Origin of the sequence: Algibacter pectinivorans, from assembly GCF_900112595.1 — a bacterium.
GTDB lineage: Bacteria > Bacteroidota > Bacteroidia > Flavobacteriales > Flavobacteriaceae > Algibacter_B > Algibacter_B pectinivorans.
In genome coordinates this window covers 17,288-36,042 of the sequence record NZ_FOMI01000005.1, presented here as the reverse complement: position 1 = coordinate 36,042, position 18,755 = coordinate 17,288, and the positions used below count along the sequence as shown (strand labels likewise).

At 33.5% G+C, this 18,755-nt stretch carries 17 protein-coding genes; 7 read left to right on the top strand and 10 right to left on the bottom strand.

Going from position 1 to position 18,755, the window contains the following annotated elements; all coding sequences use genetic code 11:
* Positions 1–41 precede the first annotated feature (41 nt).
* Genes BMY96_RS08655 through mraZ form a run of 3 tightly spaced genes read right to left on the bottom strand, consistent with a single transcriptional unit; the run spans position 42 to position 1,752 of the window.
* Positions 42–359: an FtsL-like putative cell division protein gene (locus BMY96_RS08655; RefSeq protein ID WP_092851357.1), complete on the bottom strand. Its 318-nt coding sequence runs from the start codon at positions 357–359 to the stop codon at positions 42–44.
* A gap of 39 nt (positions 360–398) precedes the next feature.
* Positions 399–1,295 carry a 16S rRNA (cytosine(1402)-N(4))-methyltransferase RsmH gene (gene rsmH / locus BMY96_RS08650; RefSeq protein WP_092851356.1) on the bottom strand — a complete coding sequence of 299 codons (897 nt, stop codon included), beginning with the start codon at positions 1,293–1,295 and terminating at the stop codon, positions 399–401.
* Complete coding sequence (mraZ, locus tag BMY96_RS08645; protein WP_092851354.1) at positions 1,282–1,752, bottom strand: division/cell wall cluster transcriptional repressor MraZ; 471 nt, start codon at positions 1,750–1,752, stop codon at positions 1,282–1,284. The genes rsmH and mraZ overlap by 14 nt, the downstream gene beginning before the upstream one ends.
* Before the next feature lie 318 nt (positions 1,753–2,070).
* On the opposite strand from mraZ, the gene BMY96_RS08640 reads away from it, so the two are divergent.
* Positions 2,071–2,835 carry an alpha/beta fold hydrolase gene (locus tag BMY96_RS08640; RefSeq protein ID WP_092851352.1) on the top strand — a complete coding sequence of 255 codons (765 nt, stop codon included), beginning with the start codon at positions 2,071–2,073 and terminating at the stop codon, positions 2,833–2,835.
* A 79-nt stretch (positions 2,836–2,914) separates the two neighbouring features.
* A complete protein-coding gene (yihA, locus tag BMY96_RS08635; RefSeq protein WP_092851351.1) occupies positions 2,915–3,526 on the top strand; it encodes a ribosome biogenesis GTP-binding protein YihA/YsxC in 612 nt (203 codons plus the stop codon).
* 23 nt (positions 3,527–3,549) lie between these two features.
* On the opposite strand, the gene BMY96_RS08630 is transcribed toward yihA, so the two are convergent.
* Both BMY96_RS08630 and BMY96_RS08625 read right to left on the bottom strand, forming a co-directional pair.
* A complete protein-coding gene (locus BMY96_RS08630) occupies positions 3,550–4,644 on the bottom strand; it encodes an ABC transporter permease (RefSeq protein WP_092851350.1) in 1,095 nt (364 codons plus the stop codon).
* A 49-nt stretch (positions 4,645–4,693) separates the two neighbouring features.
* On the bottom strand, positions 4,694–6,835 hold the full coding sequence (locus BMY96_RS08625) for a carboxy terminal-processing peptidase (RefSeq protein ID WP_092851671.1): 2,142 nt from the start codon (positions 6,833–6,835) through the stop codon (positions 4,694–4,696).
* Between the two features lie 178 nt (positions 6,836–7,013).
* Here BMY96_RS08625 and surE point away from each other — a divergent pair, with 178 nt between their 5' ends.
* The 5 genes from surE (at position 7,014) to BMY96_RS08600 (ending at position 11,833) form a co-directional block, all read left to right on the top strand.
* Positions 7,014–7,784 (top strand): 5'/3'-nucleotidase SurE, encoded by a 771-nt coding sequence (gene surE / locus BMY96_RS08620; RefSeq protein WP_092851348.1) that lies wholly within the window; start codon positions 7,014–7,016, stop codon positions 7,782–7,784.
* Positions 7,785–7,807: 23 nt separating this feature from the next.
* Positions 7,808–8,089, top strand: a complete 282-nt coding sequence (locus tag BMY96_RS08615; protein WP_092851347.1) for a hypothetical protein — start codon at positions 7,808–7,810, stop codon at positions 8,087–8,089.
* Positions 8,090–8,091: 2 nt separating this feature from the next.
* Positions 8,092–9,204 carry a lipid-A-disaccharide synthase gene (gene lpxB, locus BMY96_RS08610; protein ID WP_092851346.1) on the top strand — a complete coding sequence of 371 codons (1,113 nt, stop codon included), beginning with the start codon at positions 8,092–8,094 and terminating at the stop codon, positions 9,202–9,204.
* Between the two features lie 7 nt (positions 9,205–9,211).
* Positions 9,212–9,769: a C40 family peptidase gene (locus tag BMY96_RS08605; protein ID WP_092851345.1), complete on the top strand. Its 558-nt coding sequence runs from the start codon at positions 9,212–9,214 to the stop codon at positions 9,767–9,769.
* A 141-nt stretch (positions 9,770–9,910) separates the two neighbouring features.
* The gene (locus BMY96_RS08600; protein WP_245750575.1) at positions 9,911–11,833 is read left to right on the top strand and encodes a ComEC/Rec2 family competence protein; all 1,923 of its coding nucleotides are present in this window, start codon (positions 9,911–9,913) and stop codon (positions 11,831–11,833) included.
* A 4-nt stretch (positions 11,834–11,837) separates the two neighbouring features.
* Here the strand turns inward: BMY96_RS08600 and BMY96_RS08595 are convergent, their stop codons facing one another.
* The 5 genes from BMY96_RS08595 to BMY96_RS08575 all read right to left on the bottom strand — a co-directional run bounded on the left by BMY96_RS08595 (position 11,838) and on the right by BMY96_RS08575 (position 18,551).
* Positions 11,838–12,308 carry a thioredoxin family protein gene (locus BMY96_RS08595; protein ID WP_092851342.1) on the bottom strand — a complete coding sequence of 157 codons (471 nt, stop codon included), beginning with the start codon at positions 12,306–12,308 and terminating at the stop codon, positions 11,838–11,840.
* Positions 12,309–12,323: 15 nt separating this feature from the next.
* Entirely contained in the window at positions 12,324–12,872 is a 549-nt protein-coding gene (locus BMY96_RS08590) for a thioredoxin family protein (RefSeq protein WP_175473543.1), read from the bottom strand.
* Between the two features lie 87 nt (positions 12,873–12,959).
* Complete coding sequence (locus tag BMY96_RS08585) at positions 12,960–14,744, bottom strand: peptide MFS transporter (protein ID WP_092851339.1); 1,785 nt, start codon at positions 14,742–14,744, stop codon at positions 12,960–12,962.
* Between the two features lie 29 nt (positions 14,745–14,773).
* Positions 14,774–16,309 carry a peptide MFS transporter gene (locus tag BMY96_RS08580; protein WP_092851338.1) on the bottom strand — a complete coding sequence of 512 codons (1,536 nt, stop codon included), beginning with the start codon at positions 16,307–16,309 and terminating at the stop codon, positions 14,774–14,776.
* Positions 16,310–16,313: 4 nt separating this feature from the next.
* Positions 16,314–18,551 carry a S9 family peptidase gene (locus tag BMY96_RS08575; RefSeq protein ID WP_092851336.1) on the bottom strand — a complete coding sequence of 746 codons (2,238 nt, stop codon included), beginning with the start codon at positions 18,549–18,551 and terminating at the stop codon, positions 16,314–16,316.
* Positions 18,552–18,755 lie beyond the last annotated feature (204 nt).

The following is an 18,755-nucleotide window of genomic DNA, read 5'->3' as shown; positions in this document are numbered from 1 at the left end:
GGTTTAATATGTTTTTTTCGTTTACTGCCAAGGTTTTATTATCAATTACTCTTTTTAATCTTTATCTTTTTTGGCGGATTTACTGAGGGTGCCAACCCTTTTTCTTTCATTACTTGCACTACATTCGACTCCATTTTAAGCCTCATGAGTTTAGACCGACCATCTACAAATGCCGATCGCATTTCTTTTACTTCATTTTTTAATCGTGCAATTTCATACACCTTTTTATCTGCACTATGCGAACTCGCAATCATTACAATAGCCAATCCAGAAATAAAAAGTATTAAACGCCAGCTCTTAAATGAATCGTCACTAATTAAAAAAGTACCTTTTAATATGTTATAGATATTCTTCTTCATTATTTAAAACCTTTAACCCAGAAAAAATTAAAACTTTATTTATAGTTTTTCTGCAATACGAAGCTTTGCACTTCTTGCTCTATTATTAATTTTAATTTCTTCTGCGGTTGGCACAATTAAGCCATTTACCTTTTTTAGAGGCACTTCAAAATTTCCGAACATATCGCGTTCTGGTTCTCCTTCGAACATGCCATTTCTAATAAAACGCTTTACCAACCTATCTTCGAGAGAGTGATAGGATATAAAACTTAATCGGCCACCAACTTTTAACACTTCAGGAGTCTGCAATAAAAACTCTTTTAACACCTCAATTTCTTGATTAACCTCTATTCTTATAGCTTGATAAATTTGCGCCAACACCTTATTTTCAAAACGCGGTGGCAAAAACTTATTTAAAACTTTCTTTAGTTGCTCACTAGTTACTATGGGCTCATTCTCCCTGTACTCAACAATTAACCTTGCCATTGCTGGAGCTGCACGCAACTCGCCATACTGCAAAAACACTTGCTTTAACTGCGCCTCGTCATACTCATTAACAACATGAAAAGCAGACAATTGATTTTGTTGATTCATTCGCATATCCAAATCAGCCTCGAATCGTGTTGAAAAACCACGCTCTGCAACATCAAACTGATGTGATGACACTCCGAAATCTGCTAAAATACCATCGACCTGTTTTGCCCCATGAAATCTTAAAAATCGCTTTACAAACCTAAAATTCTCATGTATAAGCGTAAATCTATCATCATCAATTGCATTTTCAAGCGCATCTGGGTCTTGATCGAAAGCAAACAGCCTACCCTTATCACTTAGCCGACTTAAAATTTCCTTACTATGACCGCCACCACCAAAAGTGACATCCACATAAACACCATCTGGATTTATATTTAACCCATCAACGGTTTCTTTTAAAAGTACCGGATTATGATATTCCATGCTCGTCATCGTCTTGTCCCATTACTTCCTCTGCCAAATCCGCAAAATCAATTGCAGCATCATCAATAGCTTGTTCATACAAATCCTTATCCCAAATCTCAATAATATTGATTGCCGAAGCCACCACTATATTTTTAGAAATATCTGCAAAAACCGTTAAATCCTTAGGGATTAACAACCTACCATTAACATCTACCTCAACCATTTTAGCGCCAGCAGTAAACCTTCTAATAAAATCGTTATTCTTCTTTTTAAACTTATTTAGCTTATTCATTTTTTGCATTAACACCTGCCATTCGCCCATTGGGTAAAGTTCTAGGCATTTTTGAAAAACAGAACGACGCAACACAAAACCATCCTGCAAAATTGCAGAAAGTTGCTTTTTGATTGCAGCAGGCATCATTAATCTGCCTTTTGCATCCACTTTACAATCGTATGTGCCTGTTATTAAATCCAATGCGTTTTGCTAAACTTTAAACGTTTAAAAGTCAAATATATTGAAAAAAATCCCACTTTATACCACTATATACCACTTTGTTAATAAATTTTCGATTAATTACGATTTTAATCCGATTTCTGAAATAGAAAACACACCTAGTCACAGCAAGAAGTTGAGTTTGAATCTTTAGCATTCGAATAACAACATTGTTAACATGTTTGTTTTTAAAAATTTCACTCTTCAAGACAATTCATTTTACTTGAAAACAATAATTATAGTAGAAATATGAATGAAATAACTATATTTGTTTTTAACGAATGAATGACTAACTGATTAATGACGCATCGTTTAAAAAAAGAAGAAAAATACAGCTATATAGAAGCAGGTGAAGGCACTCCAATAATAGTGTTACATGGCTTAATGGGAGGATTAAGTAACTTTGACGCTGTAACTGAATATTTTTGCACCAAAGGGTATAAAATAGTAATACCCGAGCTACCGCTTTACAGTAAATCCTTGCTTAAAACTAACGTAAAGCATTTTGCAAATTACCTGCATGAGTTTATTGAATTTAAAGGCTACAAAGAAGTCATTTTATTAGGCAATTCTTTGGGTGGCCACATAGGTTTATACCACACCAAATTGTACCCAGAAAGTGTTAAAGCTTTAATAATTACTGGAAGCTCCGGACTGTATGAAAATGCCATGGGTGGCGGGTATACCAAACGTAGTGACTACGAGGTAATCAAGAAAAAAGCACAAGATGTATTTTATGATCCTGAGGTGGCAACAAAGGAAATTGTAGATGAAGTTTACGAAACCGTAAACGACCGAAACAAGCTTATAAAAACTTTGGCAATTGCAAAAAGTGCTATAAGACATAACATGGCCAAGGACTTACCAACACTATCGACACCTACATGTATTATTTGGGGTAAAAACGATAGCGTTACACCTCCTGAGGTTGCTGAAGAATTTAACGAATTATTACCGGATTCTGAATTGTTTTGGATAGATAAATGCGGACATGCAGCTATGATGGAACACCCTCAAGAATTTAACAACATACTTTATGCTTGGTTGCAAAAACGAGGATTCTAACAACAAACTCCAAAAGAAAAAACTTTAAATTTGCATTAATGATATTTCCTGTTTCTAGGGAAAACCAAAAACATGTTTCATGAAAATTAAGTCTGCCGAATTTGTAATGAGCAACTCTGATGTTGCTAAATGCCCAAAAAGCAGATTACCGGAGTATGCTTTTATTGGACGAAGTAATGTTGGAAAGTCTTCATTAATTAATATGCTAACAAGCAGAAAAAGCTTAGCTAAAACCTCGGGAAGACCAGGAAAAACACAACTTATTAATCACTTTTTAATTAATAATAACTGGCACTTGGTAGATTTACCAGGTTATGGCTATGCACGTGTTTCTAAAAGCTCTAAGAAAGTCTTTCAAAAATTTATAACACAGTATTTTGGTTTACGCGAACAGCTTGTAACCGCTTTTGTTTTGGTTGATATTAGACATAAGCCACAACCTATCGATTTAGAATTTATGCAATGGTTAGGAGAAAGTGGTATTCCGTTTTCCATCATATTTACCAAAGCGGATAAACTAAGACCCCAAGCTATTGAGAAACATGTAGACGACTATAAAAACATTCTTCTAGAAACATGGGAAGAGGTTCCTAATTACTTTATTACCTCATCTTCTAAAGACATTGGAAAAGATGATGTTTTGGGATATATTGATGCCTTGAATGAGAATATGAATTTGGAAGCTAATTAAGATTAACACTAGTTAAACCCTTTCTAATTTTTAACATCTAATGCATCCCTAAGCGCATTTCCTATTAACATAAACGCCATTACCAAACTCATTATACAAAGTCCTGGAATAATAGCTAAGTAAGGTTTACCTAAAATAATGTAATTGTAATGGTCTTTAATCATAGCACCCCAACTTGCCATTGGAGGTTGCGCACCAATACCTAAAAAACTTAAGCCGCTTTCTATTAGAATGGCACCTGCAAAATTTGCTGCCGATATTACAATAACTGGCGCCATAATATTTGGCAAAATGTGCTTTACTATAATTCTTAAATCGGTATAACCAAGTGCTCGCGCTGCTGTAACATATTGCATTTCCTTGGTACTAATAATTTGTCCGCGCACTACCCTAGCAACCTCAACCCACATAGTTAAGCCTACTGCAATAAACACTTGCCAAAACCCTTTTCCTAAAGCTAAAGTAATAGCAATAACTAATAATAGCGTAGGGATTGACCATGTTACATTTATAATCCACATAATTACCGCATCTACTTTACCGCCAAAATAACCCGCTACGCTTCCCATAAAAATGCCAATAATTAGAGAGATAAGCACTGCAACAAACCCAATAAAAAATGAAATTCTTGCTCCAACCAACACCCTACTTAATAAATCGCGCCCGTATTTATCTGTACCAAAAAGAAATGTTTTTTCCTTTATAAAATCCTTCACCGCTCCATTAGGAAACACATGTAGCTTAATTGTTTTTTCTGCACCTTTTAATCCATCCGCGGCATATTCGGTATACTCTAACTCATTGTTTTTAACGACATATGACGAAATAGGAATCTCGGTATCTGTATTTTTTTTCCCGAAGAATAATTTATCAAAAACACTTTGCTCCACGTTTATTTTTGAAGGTATTGTAAGCATGGTTACCTTAAAACCAGGCTTTTCCGAATGGATTGCCAAATGCATTTGATTTGCATATTGCGAATTATCTGGTGCAAACACATAAGCAAACACCGATACTAAACCAACCAAAACGATAAAGTAAAAACTAAAAACGCCCCAAAAGTTCTTTTTAAACCTTTGGAGCGCTAATTGTTTTAGTGAGTTTGACTTATGACTCATTTTAATATATTTTGTAAACGAACTCTGTTAAAATGAATTCTACTATAATTTAATTTTGAACCGTAGACGCTACCTTTTTGTTAATTGGGTAAGCCGCTTTTAAGTCTTCTAAAACATTTATAGCCTCTTCCACATACACATCTTTACGTAAACTAGCATGCCAACGGTCGCGTTTTTCTTTTAAATCGGTGGTATCTTGAGCAATTAAAGCTTTTTCAAAACCATGCGACTGGAAAGTTAAATTTGAATCGTAATCCGACATAGCGTCGAATTTTTTCGATTCCGTTTCATTAGCCTCTAATTGTGCTTTATACGTTTTATAGTTTAACGAGAATACGGTTTCATCAATTTTACTTTTTACCCATTTAGCATTTTCTTCAATAAGTTTTAATTGCTGGTTGGTACTCATTCGCTTTTTACTGTTTTCGATAGTTGCTTCGTAATCAAAATAATGATCCCAAGGTGTGTAATCGGCAGCATCAATTTCATCATAAGGTAACGGATTATCTTTATCCTTTTCACCTACATCAATAAAGCTAAAACGTCCTGGTACATTCACATCACTTTTAACACCTTCTAATTGTACCGAGCCACCATTAATTCTGTAATACTTCTGTCTTGTAAGTGCTAAAGCACCTAAATCGCCACTTGTATTATTACGTAGCATATTGTTTAAATCTATAACATTCTGTACGGTTCCTTTACCATAGGTTTGCTTACCACCAATAATAATAGCACGTTTATAATCTTGCATTGCTGCCGCCATAATCTCGGAAGCAGAAGCTGAAATTTCATTTACCAATATTACCAAAGGACCATCCCAAGAAATAGATTTATCTCTATCTTTTAAAACCTCTTTTGGTTGATCCGTTGATCGCACTTGAACAATGGGACCATCTTTAATAAATAATCCTGCCATATCTACAACTGCAGGTAGAGATCCACCTCCGTTATCTCGTAAATCCAGAACTAATCCCTGCATACCATCGGCTTTTAATCGTTCTATTTCTTCCTTAACATCTTTAGCTGCATTAACGTTTTTATAATCTTGAAAATCAACATAAAACGCCGGTAAGTTAATTATCCCAAATTTCATATTATCTTTTTCAACTATGGATGCCTTAGCGTAAGTTTCAACCAACTCGACAACATCTCTAACAATCTCTACATCCTTTACAGTACCATCTACCTTTTTTATAGTAAGTGTTACTTTAGTTCCTTTTGGGCCTTTAATATATTTAATAGCATCGTTAATACGCATACCAACAATATCTACAGCTACATCTTCATCCTCTTGTTTTACTTTTAAAATTACGTCTTCAACCTCTAACTTATTACTTCGCCATGCCGGACCACCAGAAATTAATTCCACTATTTTAATGTAATCCATTCTTTTTTGAAGTCTTGCACCTATGCCTTCTAATTTACCAGACATACGTTGATCGAAATCTTCTTTTCCTTTAGGTGCTAAATAATACGTGTGCGGATCAAACTCCTCAACAATAGTATTTACATAAATAGCAAACCAGTCTTCGCGTTGTTGATCGTCAATATAATCTTCAAAGTAAATATTTATAGATTTCAAAGTCGCTTCTCTAGCCTCTTTTTCTATCTGCTCTTCAGATTTTGCAACATAATCTGGATCTGCTTCTTTAGCTCTTTTTTCTTCTTCAATAATATCGTCGTAGTTAGAAAGTGTAGAAAACTTTAATTGTTTTCTCCATCTGTCCTTAAGTTCTTTTTTATTTTTTGCAAACGTGCTGTTTTCGTAGTTTGTATCAAAATCTTCATCTATAGTGTAATCAAAAGGTTTTGACAGCACTTCTTTATAAATTTCTTTGGCCTCTTCAATACGTTTTAGCATTCGGGCATTAACTACGTTAAAAAAGGTAATATCTGTAGCTTTAAGCTGATCGTCGATAGTTAATTTATAAGCTTCAAAATCTTCGTAATCCGATTGATAGAAATACCGTTTTACCGGATCTACAATTTCTATGTAATCTGAAAACAATTCCGCAGAAAACTCATCATCTAATGCTATAGGGTCAAAATGGCCTTGATCTAGCACAAATGTGATTATTTGTATTAATAGTTTGTCTTTATCTGGGTTACTAAATTTCTTCGATGTAAAACTACAAGACGCAAATGCTAACAAAAGCATTAAAGAAAGTACTTTATAATTCCTTTTCATAATATTTTTCATGTGTTAATCTTTATTTGCTTCTAAAAAGCACAGCATATTTTTCACTAAAATAAAAGAAAAAACCGTGCCAATAGATTGAAACGCTACTAATTTTTTGTTAAAGCAAAGAAAATAAGGCTTTACAACCGAAATTATGTATTTTAGCGTTGCATTTTAGAAAATAAAAATGAACAAAAAACCCCTTATACTTGTAACAAACGACGACGGTATAAATGCCCCAGGAATACGTGTTTTAATTAGCGTTATGAACACCATAGGCGACGTTGTTGTGGTAGCTCCAGATAGCCCGCAAAGTGGCATGGGACACGCTATAACATTAAACTCCACGTTATACGCCGAAGCCATTAAAATAGATAATGGTCCGCAAAAGGAATTTAGTTGCTCTGGCACACCTGCCGATTGTGTTAAGTTAGGCATAAGAGAATTGGTTGGCAGAACTCCAGACCTTTGTGTATCTGGAATTAATCATGGCTCCAACGCCTCTATAAATGTCATCTACTCTGGCACCATGAGTGCTGCTATTGAAGCTGGTATTGAAGGTATTCCTGCTATAGGTTTTTCGTTATTGGATTACAATTGGGACGCTAATTTTGAAGCCTGTAAAGCCTATGTTAAAACCATAACCAAAAATGTTCTAGAAAATGGTTTACCCAATGGTGTTATTTTAAATGTTAACATTCCAAATATTCCTAAAAAAGAAATAAAAGGCATTAAAGTTTGCCGACAAGCAAAAGCGAATTGGGTTGAAAAGTTTGACAAAAGAAAAACACCACAAGGCAGAGATTATTATTGGCTTGCTGGAAAATTTGTTAATTTAGACGGTGGCGAAGACACCGACGAATGGGCGCTTGAAAATGGCTATGTATCCTTAGTCCCTGTTCAATTCGATTTAACAGCACATCATGTTTTAAAAGATTTAAATGGTTGGAAATTATAACCACTAAAAAATAATTATAGTAGATGAAAAAAGATATTTTTATTGGAATGCTTGTAGGTTTAATTGCTAATGCCATTGGTTTATTTTTTGCTGCCAATTTACTAGGAAAAGGAGACGATTTTACTTTAGTTATTAAAGCTGCTGCTGAAGAAGGTTTTCTAGGAAAACTAATAAGTCTAGGTGCTATATTAAACTTGATAGCATTTTTTGTTTTTATAAAAAAAAGACAAGACTATCGTGCACGAGGGGTTTTACTAATTACAGTATTTATTGCATTATCTACATTTGTTTTTAAACTCTTTTAAAAATGAAATACTACATTATAGCAGGAGAAGCATCGGGCGATTTACATGGCTCAAACTTAATGAAAGCACTAAAAACAGAAGATGCTAGTGCCGAAATTAGGTTTTGGGGTGGCGACCTCATGCAAGCTGTTGGTGGCACTTTAGTAAAACATTATAAAGAACGTGCTTTTATGGGGTTTATTGAAGTCGTCATGAACCTAAACAAAATTTTTAAAGACATTTCTTTTTGTAAAAATGACATTTCGAGTTTTAAACCCGATGTTATTGTATTTATAGATAATTCTGGTTTTAATCTACGCATAGCTAAATGGGCCAAAGCAGCTGGATTTAAAACAAGTTATTATATTTCTCCTCAAGTATGGGCCTCTAGAGCTAGCAGAGTTAAAGCTATTAAGCGCGATATTGATAATATGTATGTTATCCTTCCTTTTGTAAAACCATTTTACAAAAAACACGGGTACGATGTTACTTTTGTAGGCCACCCACTAATTGATGCTATTGCAAACAGAAAACAAGTAGGTGTACTAAAATTTAGAGAGGACCACCAATTAGGCGAAAAACCAATTATATCTTTATTACCAGGAAGTAGAAAACAAGAAATAACAAAAATGCTTTCTGTAATGCTTAGTTTAGTTGATGAGTACCCAACCCATCAGTTTGTAATTGCAGGAGCTCCAAGTCAAGATTATAGCTTTTACGAAACTTTTATTAAAGCAAGTAATGTAAAGTTTATTTCGAACAAAACGTACGATTTACTTAGTGTTTCTACAGCAGCCTTAGTTACTTCGGGCACAGCCACATTAGAAACTGCTCTTTTTAAAATACCACAAGTGGTTTGTTACAAGGGCAGCACTATTTCTTACCAAATAGCAAAACGTATAATTACTTTAAAGTTTATATCGCTAGTTAACTTAGTAATGGACCGCGAAGTTGTTACCGAACTCATACAAAACGATTTTAACAAAAAGAACTTAAAAAAGGAACTCGATAAAATTTTAGATCCCGAAACACGAACCAAATTATTTTTAGACTATTACGAATTAGAAAAAAAATTAGGTGGTGTTGGTGCTAGCAAAAAAACAGCCTCACTTATTTACAAGTCCATAAAACCTTAGTCTTTAAATGAAAAACACCTTATTAATCCTAGTTTTAGTTATTAGTTTTAGCAGTTGCAAATCTTCCAAACGCGTAAAAAGCAAAAGAACTACAACCACTAAAATTATTACCAAGAAAAACAAAAAAGAAAGCAACACTATTACCTATAAAGAACCAAGTAATAGAGCATCACGTAATGTTACTAAAGCAGACTACATTGTGGACTATGCAAAACAATTTGAGGGTGTACGTTATAAATGGGGAGGCACAACAAAATCGGGTATGGATTGCTCTGGATTAATTTATGAATCTTTTAATTCTTCTAACATAACACTTCCTAGAATATCTAGAGATATGGCTAAAAAAGGAGTTAAAATAGCCCTTAAAAAAGTAACAAAAGGTGATTTACTGTTTTTTAAAACAGGGAACCGCAGAAACTCCATTAACCATGTTGGTTTAATTGTAGATATTAGAGATAACGACATTAAATTTATACATGCCACAACAAGTAAAGGCGTAATAATATCTGGCCTTAATGAAAGCTATTGGCTAAAAGCGTTTCATGAAGCGCGTCGTATTTTGTAAGATTTTTTATTATCTTACAGGAGTATGCGATTACTCAACTTCACTATAATCAAACTTACTGTTTGTCTTATTTTGGGCATTAGTATTGGGTATTTAAACCCGATCTCGCTTCCTCTTGCGTTACAAACAACAGGTTTGCTTTTGATAGCTTTACTTGTTTTTTACCTAATTACTAAAAAATCGTTTACCAAAACTATTTGGTTTGGAAGTATCGCTTTTTTGGCTATGGTTTCTATTGGTATTTTAACCACCATATTACACAATCAAAAAACCGCAGAAAATCATTATACCAAGGTCATTTCAAATAATATTGATAGCCTAAACACGGTAACTTTTAGGATTCGAGAAGTTTTAAAACCAGGTAACTATTACGACAAATATATTGTTGATATTTTTGAAGTAAATAACTCTAACGCATCCGGAAAAACACTTTTAAATATTCAAAAAGATTCTTTAAAACCACCATTAAAAGTTGATGACATTTATATTAGCAGAACCGCTTTTAAAAACTTAATACCGCCTCTTAATCCGCATCAATTCGATTATAAAAGTTATTTAAAGAAACAATACATTTTTCATCAACTATTTATAAATAACGAATCGCTATTTCCTGTTAATTATAAATCTACTACCCTATTCGGTATTGCCGCAAGACTCCGAAAACATATAAATAAAAAACTAGAGCCTTATCATTTTAAACCCGATGAATTAGCCATAATAAACGCCCTCATACTAGGACAGCGACAAGATATTAGCAAAGCTGTTTACACGAGCTACACCAATGCTGGAGCTATTCATATTCTTGCAGTATCTGGACTTCATGTTGGGGTCTTATTATTAATACTTAGTTTTATTTTTAAACCACTAGAACGCTTTAAATACGGCAAACTCATAAAAACCATTTTGCTAGTAAGTATGTTATGGAGTTTTGCGGTTATTGCAGGATTATCGGCTTCGGTAACAAGAGCGGTTACTATGTTTAGCATTGTTACTATTGCTTTAAATCTTAAAAGGCCAACCAATATTTATAACACACTTGCTATTAGCATGTTTCTAATACTACTTGTAAAACCTATGTTTTTATTTGATGTTGGTTTTCAATTAAGCTATTTAGCTGTTTTTGCCATTGTAGCCATAGACCCCTTGATTTATAACCTTTGGAAACCTAAATATTGGTTACCTGATAAATTGTGGCACACCTTTACCATAACGGTTTCGGCGCAATTTGGAATTATACCAGTAAGCCTGTATTACTTTCATCAATTTCCTGGATTATTTTTTATCTCAAATTTAGCTATCATTCCTTTTTTAGGTATCATACTAGGTTTAGGGCTAATTGTTATTTTATTGGCGGTAATAAATTGTCTTCCTCAATTTGTAGCCGATGCTTACGGCTATATTATTTACCTAATGAATACTTTTATAGATTGGGTGTCTAAACAAGAGGCTTTTTTATTAAAAGACATCTCGTTTAGTTTGCTATATGTTATGGTTTTCTATTGGCTTATTATTACAGGAATTCGATTTCTTTTTAAAAGAAATTATAAGAATTTAAAACTAGTTTTAACTGCCATTCTTATAGTTCAAGGTGCTTTTATTTATAATGCACTTAACAAACCATCAAAAGAATTTGTTGTGTTTCATAAAAGCAGATTTAGCCTTATAGGACAAACTGTAAACACTACCATTATTGTTGCTAGCGATTTTGATAGCATTACTAAATCTACAAACCGTATTATTAGAGATTATGCCGTAGGTAACCATCTTAAAACATTTAAAGAACAGAGCATTCAGGATGTATATCAACTAAATAAAAAGACAATTTTAGTGGTAGATAGTTTAGGGATATATAATATAAAAACTTTAAAACCTGAATATGTTTTATTAAGGCAATCGCCTAAAATTAATTTAAATAGATTGATAGACTCTTTAAACCCAAAGCTTATAATTGCCGATGGTAGTAATTACAAATCTTATGCAGATCGTTGGGAACAAATATGCCGAAAAAGAAAACTCCCCTTTCACCAAACAAGTAAAAAGGGAGCCTTTATTTTAAAATACTGAATTCTTAAATCGTTTTATTTACAATGCTATTGGCAACTTCAAGCCATTTAGTTGCTCCACCACGCACATAGCCTGTTTTACCAAGGCTGTTTAAATTCATTTTTCCATCTGGCATCTTTTCTGGCACAACAAAATAAACTGAAGGATATCCTCTTACTTTAAAAATGCTTTGCAACTGGCGGTTTTGCATTTTAATCGCTTCCTCCTGCGCTGTTCTTCTCGGGAAATCTAATTCCACCAAAACCAAATCATTAGACCATTTTTCGAAATCTGGCGTTTTAAACACTTCGTTTTGTAATTTAATACACCATCCGCACCAATCGGATCCTGTAAAAAACAACATCACTTTTTTGTTTTCCTTAATTGCAAGTTCAAAAGCCGAATTAACATTGGTATGCCAAGTTAATTTTTCCTGCGAAAAACCATTTGCAGATATTAAAACACCTAAAACTAGTGTTAATAGAATTCTTTTCATTTTTATGTTTTAAAATCAGCCCTTAAATTGGCCTTTAAAAGCTTTATAATATTCGTTAAATTTTTCTTGAGTGTCTATAGTTTTATGATCGTCCTTTTTAAACATTTTTAAATACAACTCTATTTGCGCAGGTGTTTTATAGCCCCTTAAAGGGAAAATAATATTCGCATTTTCATCTAAAAACACAATGGTAGGGTATGCATTAATTTGGAAATAACGCGACAACTCATGCGGCGAATTTCTTCTATTCGCTTTGGCGGGATCATAATTAGGATTCAAATACGTTTTTCCGTTGTAATTAATCGCCTCATTACCTTCAGCATTAAACTTTACGGCATAATAGTTGGCATTCACATAATCGGCTACATCTTTATTTTGAAATGTATTTCTATCTAACATTTTACAAGGTCCACACCAATTGGTGTAAGCATCCATCATTATTTTTTTAGGTTCTTTTTTTTGAAGCTTAATAGCTTCTTCAAATGTTACCCAATTAATTTCCTGAGCCATGACATTAAAGCTTGAAAACGCAATAACACTAACTAAAAATATAATTTTCTTCATAATAACCTAAGTTGCAAAAGTTGTTCCGAACTTACAAAAAATGCTCCAAATAGGAGCATTTTGAATATTTTTTAACTAATTAACCAATTATCGAACCCCGTGCATTAGTTTTTTAAGCACTGGGTTTAACAACATAGAAATGACACCAACTGCTGCCGGAACTAAAGTGAAAATCAAGAAAAAAGTACTTAAGGAATGTTCTTCGGTTATTTTATCGATCATTCCTCCCATGGTTCCTGCCGCTTTTTGTCCTATGGCAATGGCCAAATACCAAATACCGAACATAAAACCAATCATTCTACCAGGCACCAACTTACTTAAGTAAGATAATCCTACAGGCGAGATACATAATTCGCCCATAGTATGGAAAAGGTAAGCTAATATTAAAAAAATCATACTTACAGAAGCTGTTTTTGCACCTTGATCTATTCCTAAAGTCCCAAACACCAAGAAGCCAAAACCTAACCCTAGTAAAATAAGTCCAATACCATATTTCATAGCTGCACTAGGATTAAATTTACTTTCCCACCATTTAGAGAAAAACGGCGCCAAAGTAATTATAAAAAATGAATTTAAAATACCAAACCAAGTAGCAGGAACTTCTGTAGCGTCTTTAGTAAACTCATTATTTACTTTATAATACACTACATACCATAAAAAAGCAAAAGAAACACCTAAAATAATATTAGAATATGGGATTTTAGAATATGTTTTTTTAAACAGTAAATACAAAACCCAAGTAATTATAACCAAAGGACCAACCGTAAGAAGCAAATCTATAATTTTAAATGTAGTAGCAGAACTTCCTGTTAATGTTCTTTCAGTATAATCTCTAGCAAAAATAGTCATAGAACCTAACGATTGCTCGAAGGCTGCAAAGAAGAAAACAGTAAATACTCCAAACACAGAAACCGCTATAATTCGGTCTCTTACTATAGGCGTATATCGAGAAATTCTAGAAATTATTAAATATAAAAACAATGCTAAGGCTGTTAAAACTGTAACATTAGACCCATCCATAATCCCAATAGAAAAAGGAAGTAAATTTATATTTCCAATTTTAGATAATGGATCATTAAATAGATATAATATTCCTCCCAATGAAGATAAAACAATTAGCACTTTATCGAGAGTAGTAAATGGATTTAACTTTATTGATTCCGGTTTTTCAAACTTTTCAAATGGCTCCGCTTCATTTAAGTCTTTAGGAATTTCAACCTCATGAATTTTTGATGGTCGCTCGCCTATTTGACCAAATAAATCTTTTGCTAACCAAAACTGTATTAACCCAAGCAGCATAAAAATACCTGCAAGACCAAAACCATAACTCCAACCAATATTCTCAGCTAAATAACCACAAAGCATCATTCCGAAAAATGCACCTGCGTTTACACCCATATAATAGATGGTATACGCGCCATCTTTTTTAGATTCTTTACCTTTATACATTTCAGAAATCATAGAGGTCATATTAGGTTTAAAAAAACCAGTTCCTATAATTAGTAAGGCAAGGCCTGCATATAATGAAAAAGGAGTTTCAAACACCATAGCGGCGTGTCCTAACATCATTATAAAACACCCTATTATTACGGCCCATTTATAACCTGTTATTTTATCGGCTATCCAACCACCAACAATAGGCGTAAGATATAATAGCGACCCGTAAGTCCCTATTAAGGCTAAAGCATGCTCTCGAGGCCATTCCCAACCAGGATTTTCGCTAATAACAGGAGCTGTTAAAAACAAAACTAAAAGAATTCGCATTCCGTAAAATGAAAAACGCTCCCACATTTCGGTGAAAAAAATCACGAAAAGTCCAGCTGGATGACCAATAACTTTATCTTTAAATAGATTTTCAATATCTGTATTCATAAAAAATATGTTGAATTATTTTAAAAATTCTAATGCACTTTACCCATTAGCTTTTTCATTAACGGAGAAAAAGCAATTACAACTAACCCTGCGCCTAAAGCGTATTTAGCTATTAGCAAAAAACCATCGGTATAAATAGCTAGAGTATCAAGACCACCAACGTTAACATCGGTACTTTCTACTGCCAACTGTTCTGATATAAATCCTACAATTTGAAAGGCATAAGCCGAAGACAGAAACCAAATCCCCATCATAAAAGCTACAATTCGCGTTGGTGATAAATCTGTAATTTTAGATAAACCAACCGGAGACATAAATAACTCTCCAATAGAAATAATAAAATACATGATAAATAAATAAGCAAATGGCACCATACCGTTTTCGTCTGCATTATTTCCGCTTAAAGATAATATGTAGAAACTTAATCCTGCTAGAAGTAAACCAAAACCAAATTTATATGGTGTTCTAGGGTTTAAATTCTTTTTAGATAAATACGCCCATAAAAGTGAAACAGGAATCGATAATACAATTATTACCAAGGAATTTAAAGAGTTTGTTTGACTTGCATTCATAATACCATCCAAGTCTACATTTCTGTCTGCAAACAAGGTAATAACACTTCCAGAAAGCTCATGAAACCCCCAAAACAGAGTCATAAAAAACGTAATTAATAATGCCATAATTAGCTTTTTACGTTCGTCGGCCGTTGAATTATAAAGGATAATACCCATATAAATTAAAATGGCAACACCTATAAATTTAAAAATTAAGTTCACATAGTTTTGATCACCTAATAAAGTATCTCCACCCGCAATAGCTTTATAAGAAGCAAGAACATAAGCAATTAATGGTGCACATAAAAAAGCCACAATAGGCACAAAAATTTTCTGTGGAATTCCTAGAATTTTCTTTTCATAGACGGCTTGATTAGGAGGTAAACCTCGATCTCCAAAAACATTTTTCTTAATACCACTCCAAAAGAAAATTAAACCTGCTAACATTCCAATTCCGGCTAAACCAAAACCATAATGCCAGCCATATTTTGCAGCTAACCAACCGCAAAGTAATGGCGCTACAAAACCGCCTATATTAATTCCCATATAAAATATGGTAAAACCAGAATCTTTTCTTCGGTCTCCATCTTTATATAAAGAACCTACAAATGTCGAAATGTTAGGTTTAAAAAACCCATTTCCAACAACAATAAATGCCAGCGCTAAAAAGAATGCGATATCATTTTCTATGGCTAAAACAAAATGCCCGATAGACATTAAAATCCCACCTAAAAAAATAGAGCTTCGCATGCCTAGTATCTTATCAGAAATTCTTCCACCAACAACTGTCGATGCGTATACTAAAGACCCATAAGATGCATAAACCGCTGCCGCTGCCACATCCTTTTCTGCCAAAGCCACAAATATCTCATTAACCATGTAAAGCATTAACAATGCTCGCATGCCATAGAAACTAAAGCGTTCCCATAATTCGGCAAAAAACAAATAGAACAGGCCTTTTGGGTGCCCAAATAATTGAGGCTCTTGGTTTGTTAGAATGGTTTTAGACATATATTTATTCTTTAATTTTCAATTTCTTTTTCACCTCAGTTACACCGTCATCTTTCAATTTATCACCTAAAGTTTCATGAAGGAAGTTTGTCATTTTTTTGTACAAATGAAGTCTTGTTTTACCACCATAAATACCATGGTTTTTATCGGGATAAATAGCCCAATCAAACTGTTTATCTGCTTGAATTAAAGCTTCGGCTAATCGCATTGTATTTTGTAAATGTACGTTATCATCGGCAGAACCATGCACTAAAAGAAAATCGCCTTTTAATTTATCGACATGATTTATTGGTGAGTTATCATCATAACCACTTTCGTTTTCTTGCGGTGTGGTCATATAACGCTCGGTATAAATAGAATCGTAAAAACGCCAGCTGCTTACTGGTGCTACGGCAATAGCCATTTTAAACACATCGTTTCCTTTAAACAAACAATTACTACTCATAAAACCACCAAAGCTCCAACCCCAAATTCCAATTCTGCTAGCATCAACATAAGGCAACGCTCCTAATTGTTTTGCAGCTTCAATTTGATCTTCAACCTCATATTTTCCTAATTCATTTTGGGTAACCTTTTTAAAATCGGCACCTTTAAATCCGGTTCCTCTACCATCAACACAAGCAATAATATAACCTTCTTGCGCTAAATGCTGATACCAATAATCGTTGGCGCTATTCCATCGGTTAGCAACTTGCTGAGAACCTGGACCCGAATATTGATACATTAACAATGGATAGGTTTTGGAAGCATCAAAATTGGCTGGTTTAATCATCCACATGTTTAAATCATTTCCATTAACAGCAATGGTACTAAACTCTTTTTGAGATGTTACATACTCCGATAATTTTTGAGCTGCCTTATCATTATCCTTTATACTTTTAATTAAATTTCCTGACGTTGCACTATTTAAAGTATATTCTGGAGGTGTTGTAGCGCTAGAAAATGTATTTATAAAAAATGAAAAATCGGCACTAAAGGCAGCACTATTTGTACCTTCACTTTTAGTTAGTCTGTTTTTGTTTCGTCCATTAAGCTTTATAGAATATACATCTCTGTTTATTGACCCATTTTCAACAGATTGATAGAAAATAGTATTCTTTTTTTCATCATAACCATAATAATCTGTTACTTCCCAATTTCCTTTTGTAACCTGGTTAATTAAATCTCCTGTTTTATCGTAATGGTAAATATGGTTGTAGCCGTCTTTCTCGCTAGTCCAAATAAAACTATTATCCTTTAAAAAAGTTAAATTGTCGGTTACATCAACATAGGCTTTATCCTTTTCTGCTAAAATTAAATTTGATGTATTTCTACTGGCATCTATCATCCATAAATCCAGTTCGTTTTGATGTCTGTTCATGTATTGCGCACTTAGCACATCTGGATTATTGGTCCATTTAATTCTAGGAATATAGAAATCTTGATACGCTTTATCAACCTTTATCTCTTGAGTTGCATTAGCGTTTATATTGTAAATATGAAGTGAAACTTTAGAGTTTGCCTCACCAGCTTTAGGGTATTTAAAAACCTGCTGCGTTTGGTAAAGTCCGGTACCATAAACATCCATAGAGAATTCTGGAACATCAGCTTCATCAAAACGGATATATGCAATTTTATTACTATCGGCATTCCAATCGAAAGCTCTCACAAAGGCAAATTCCTCTTCATAAACCCAATCGGTAATACCGTTAATTATTTTATTTTTTTCGCCGTCGAATGTTATTTGGGTAATTTGAGACGTTTTCAAATCTTTTATGTAAAGATTATTTTCTTTTGCGAATGCTACCTTTTTTCCATCGGGAGAAAATGTAGGTTCTTGAATTTTGTCTTCAGAAATTAAATCTATTGCCTCGGTTTCAATATTATAAATGTAATAGTGTCCTAACACAGAATGTCTGTAAATAGACTCCTCGTTAGTAGCCAATATAACCAGTTGCTCATCATTACTAAAGGTATAACTCGTAAAGTAAGGAATCGCGTCTAGATTCTCAGAACTTACTAAGGTCTTTTCCTTTTTTAAAGTTTTGTAGTCGTAAATATCAACAGTGGTTGCTCGCGTTGCTCTATCAAAATTTAAAACGGAGTATTGTTGTCCATTGTTCATGGAGTGTAAGACATCCATATATTGGGTTCTAAAGGTACCATCCTTCCAGATATCCTCAATAGAGATTTTTTTGGATTGTGCCGTTAAAATTGTTGTTATAAAAAGGCATATGCCAAGGGAGAATTTTACAAGTTTCATGCAGTTAAATTATGTTATTAAAAACCTAATTCTTATCTAAACGGTTCTGTTTCAAGATAAGAAAATTAATTAATTATGTGTGTTTCGCTAAAAACGCTATTTATTTCATAAAATGATGTCAAGTTTACTAAAAATTATATAATTAACAGCAATTATTAACACTTAAATAACGCCTATCCCTATAGATAATCGATATTCATACGA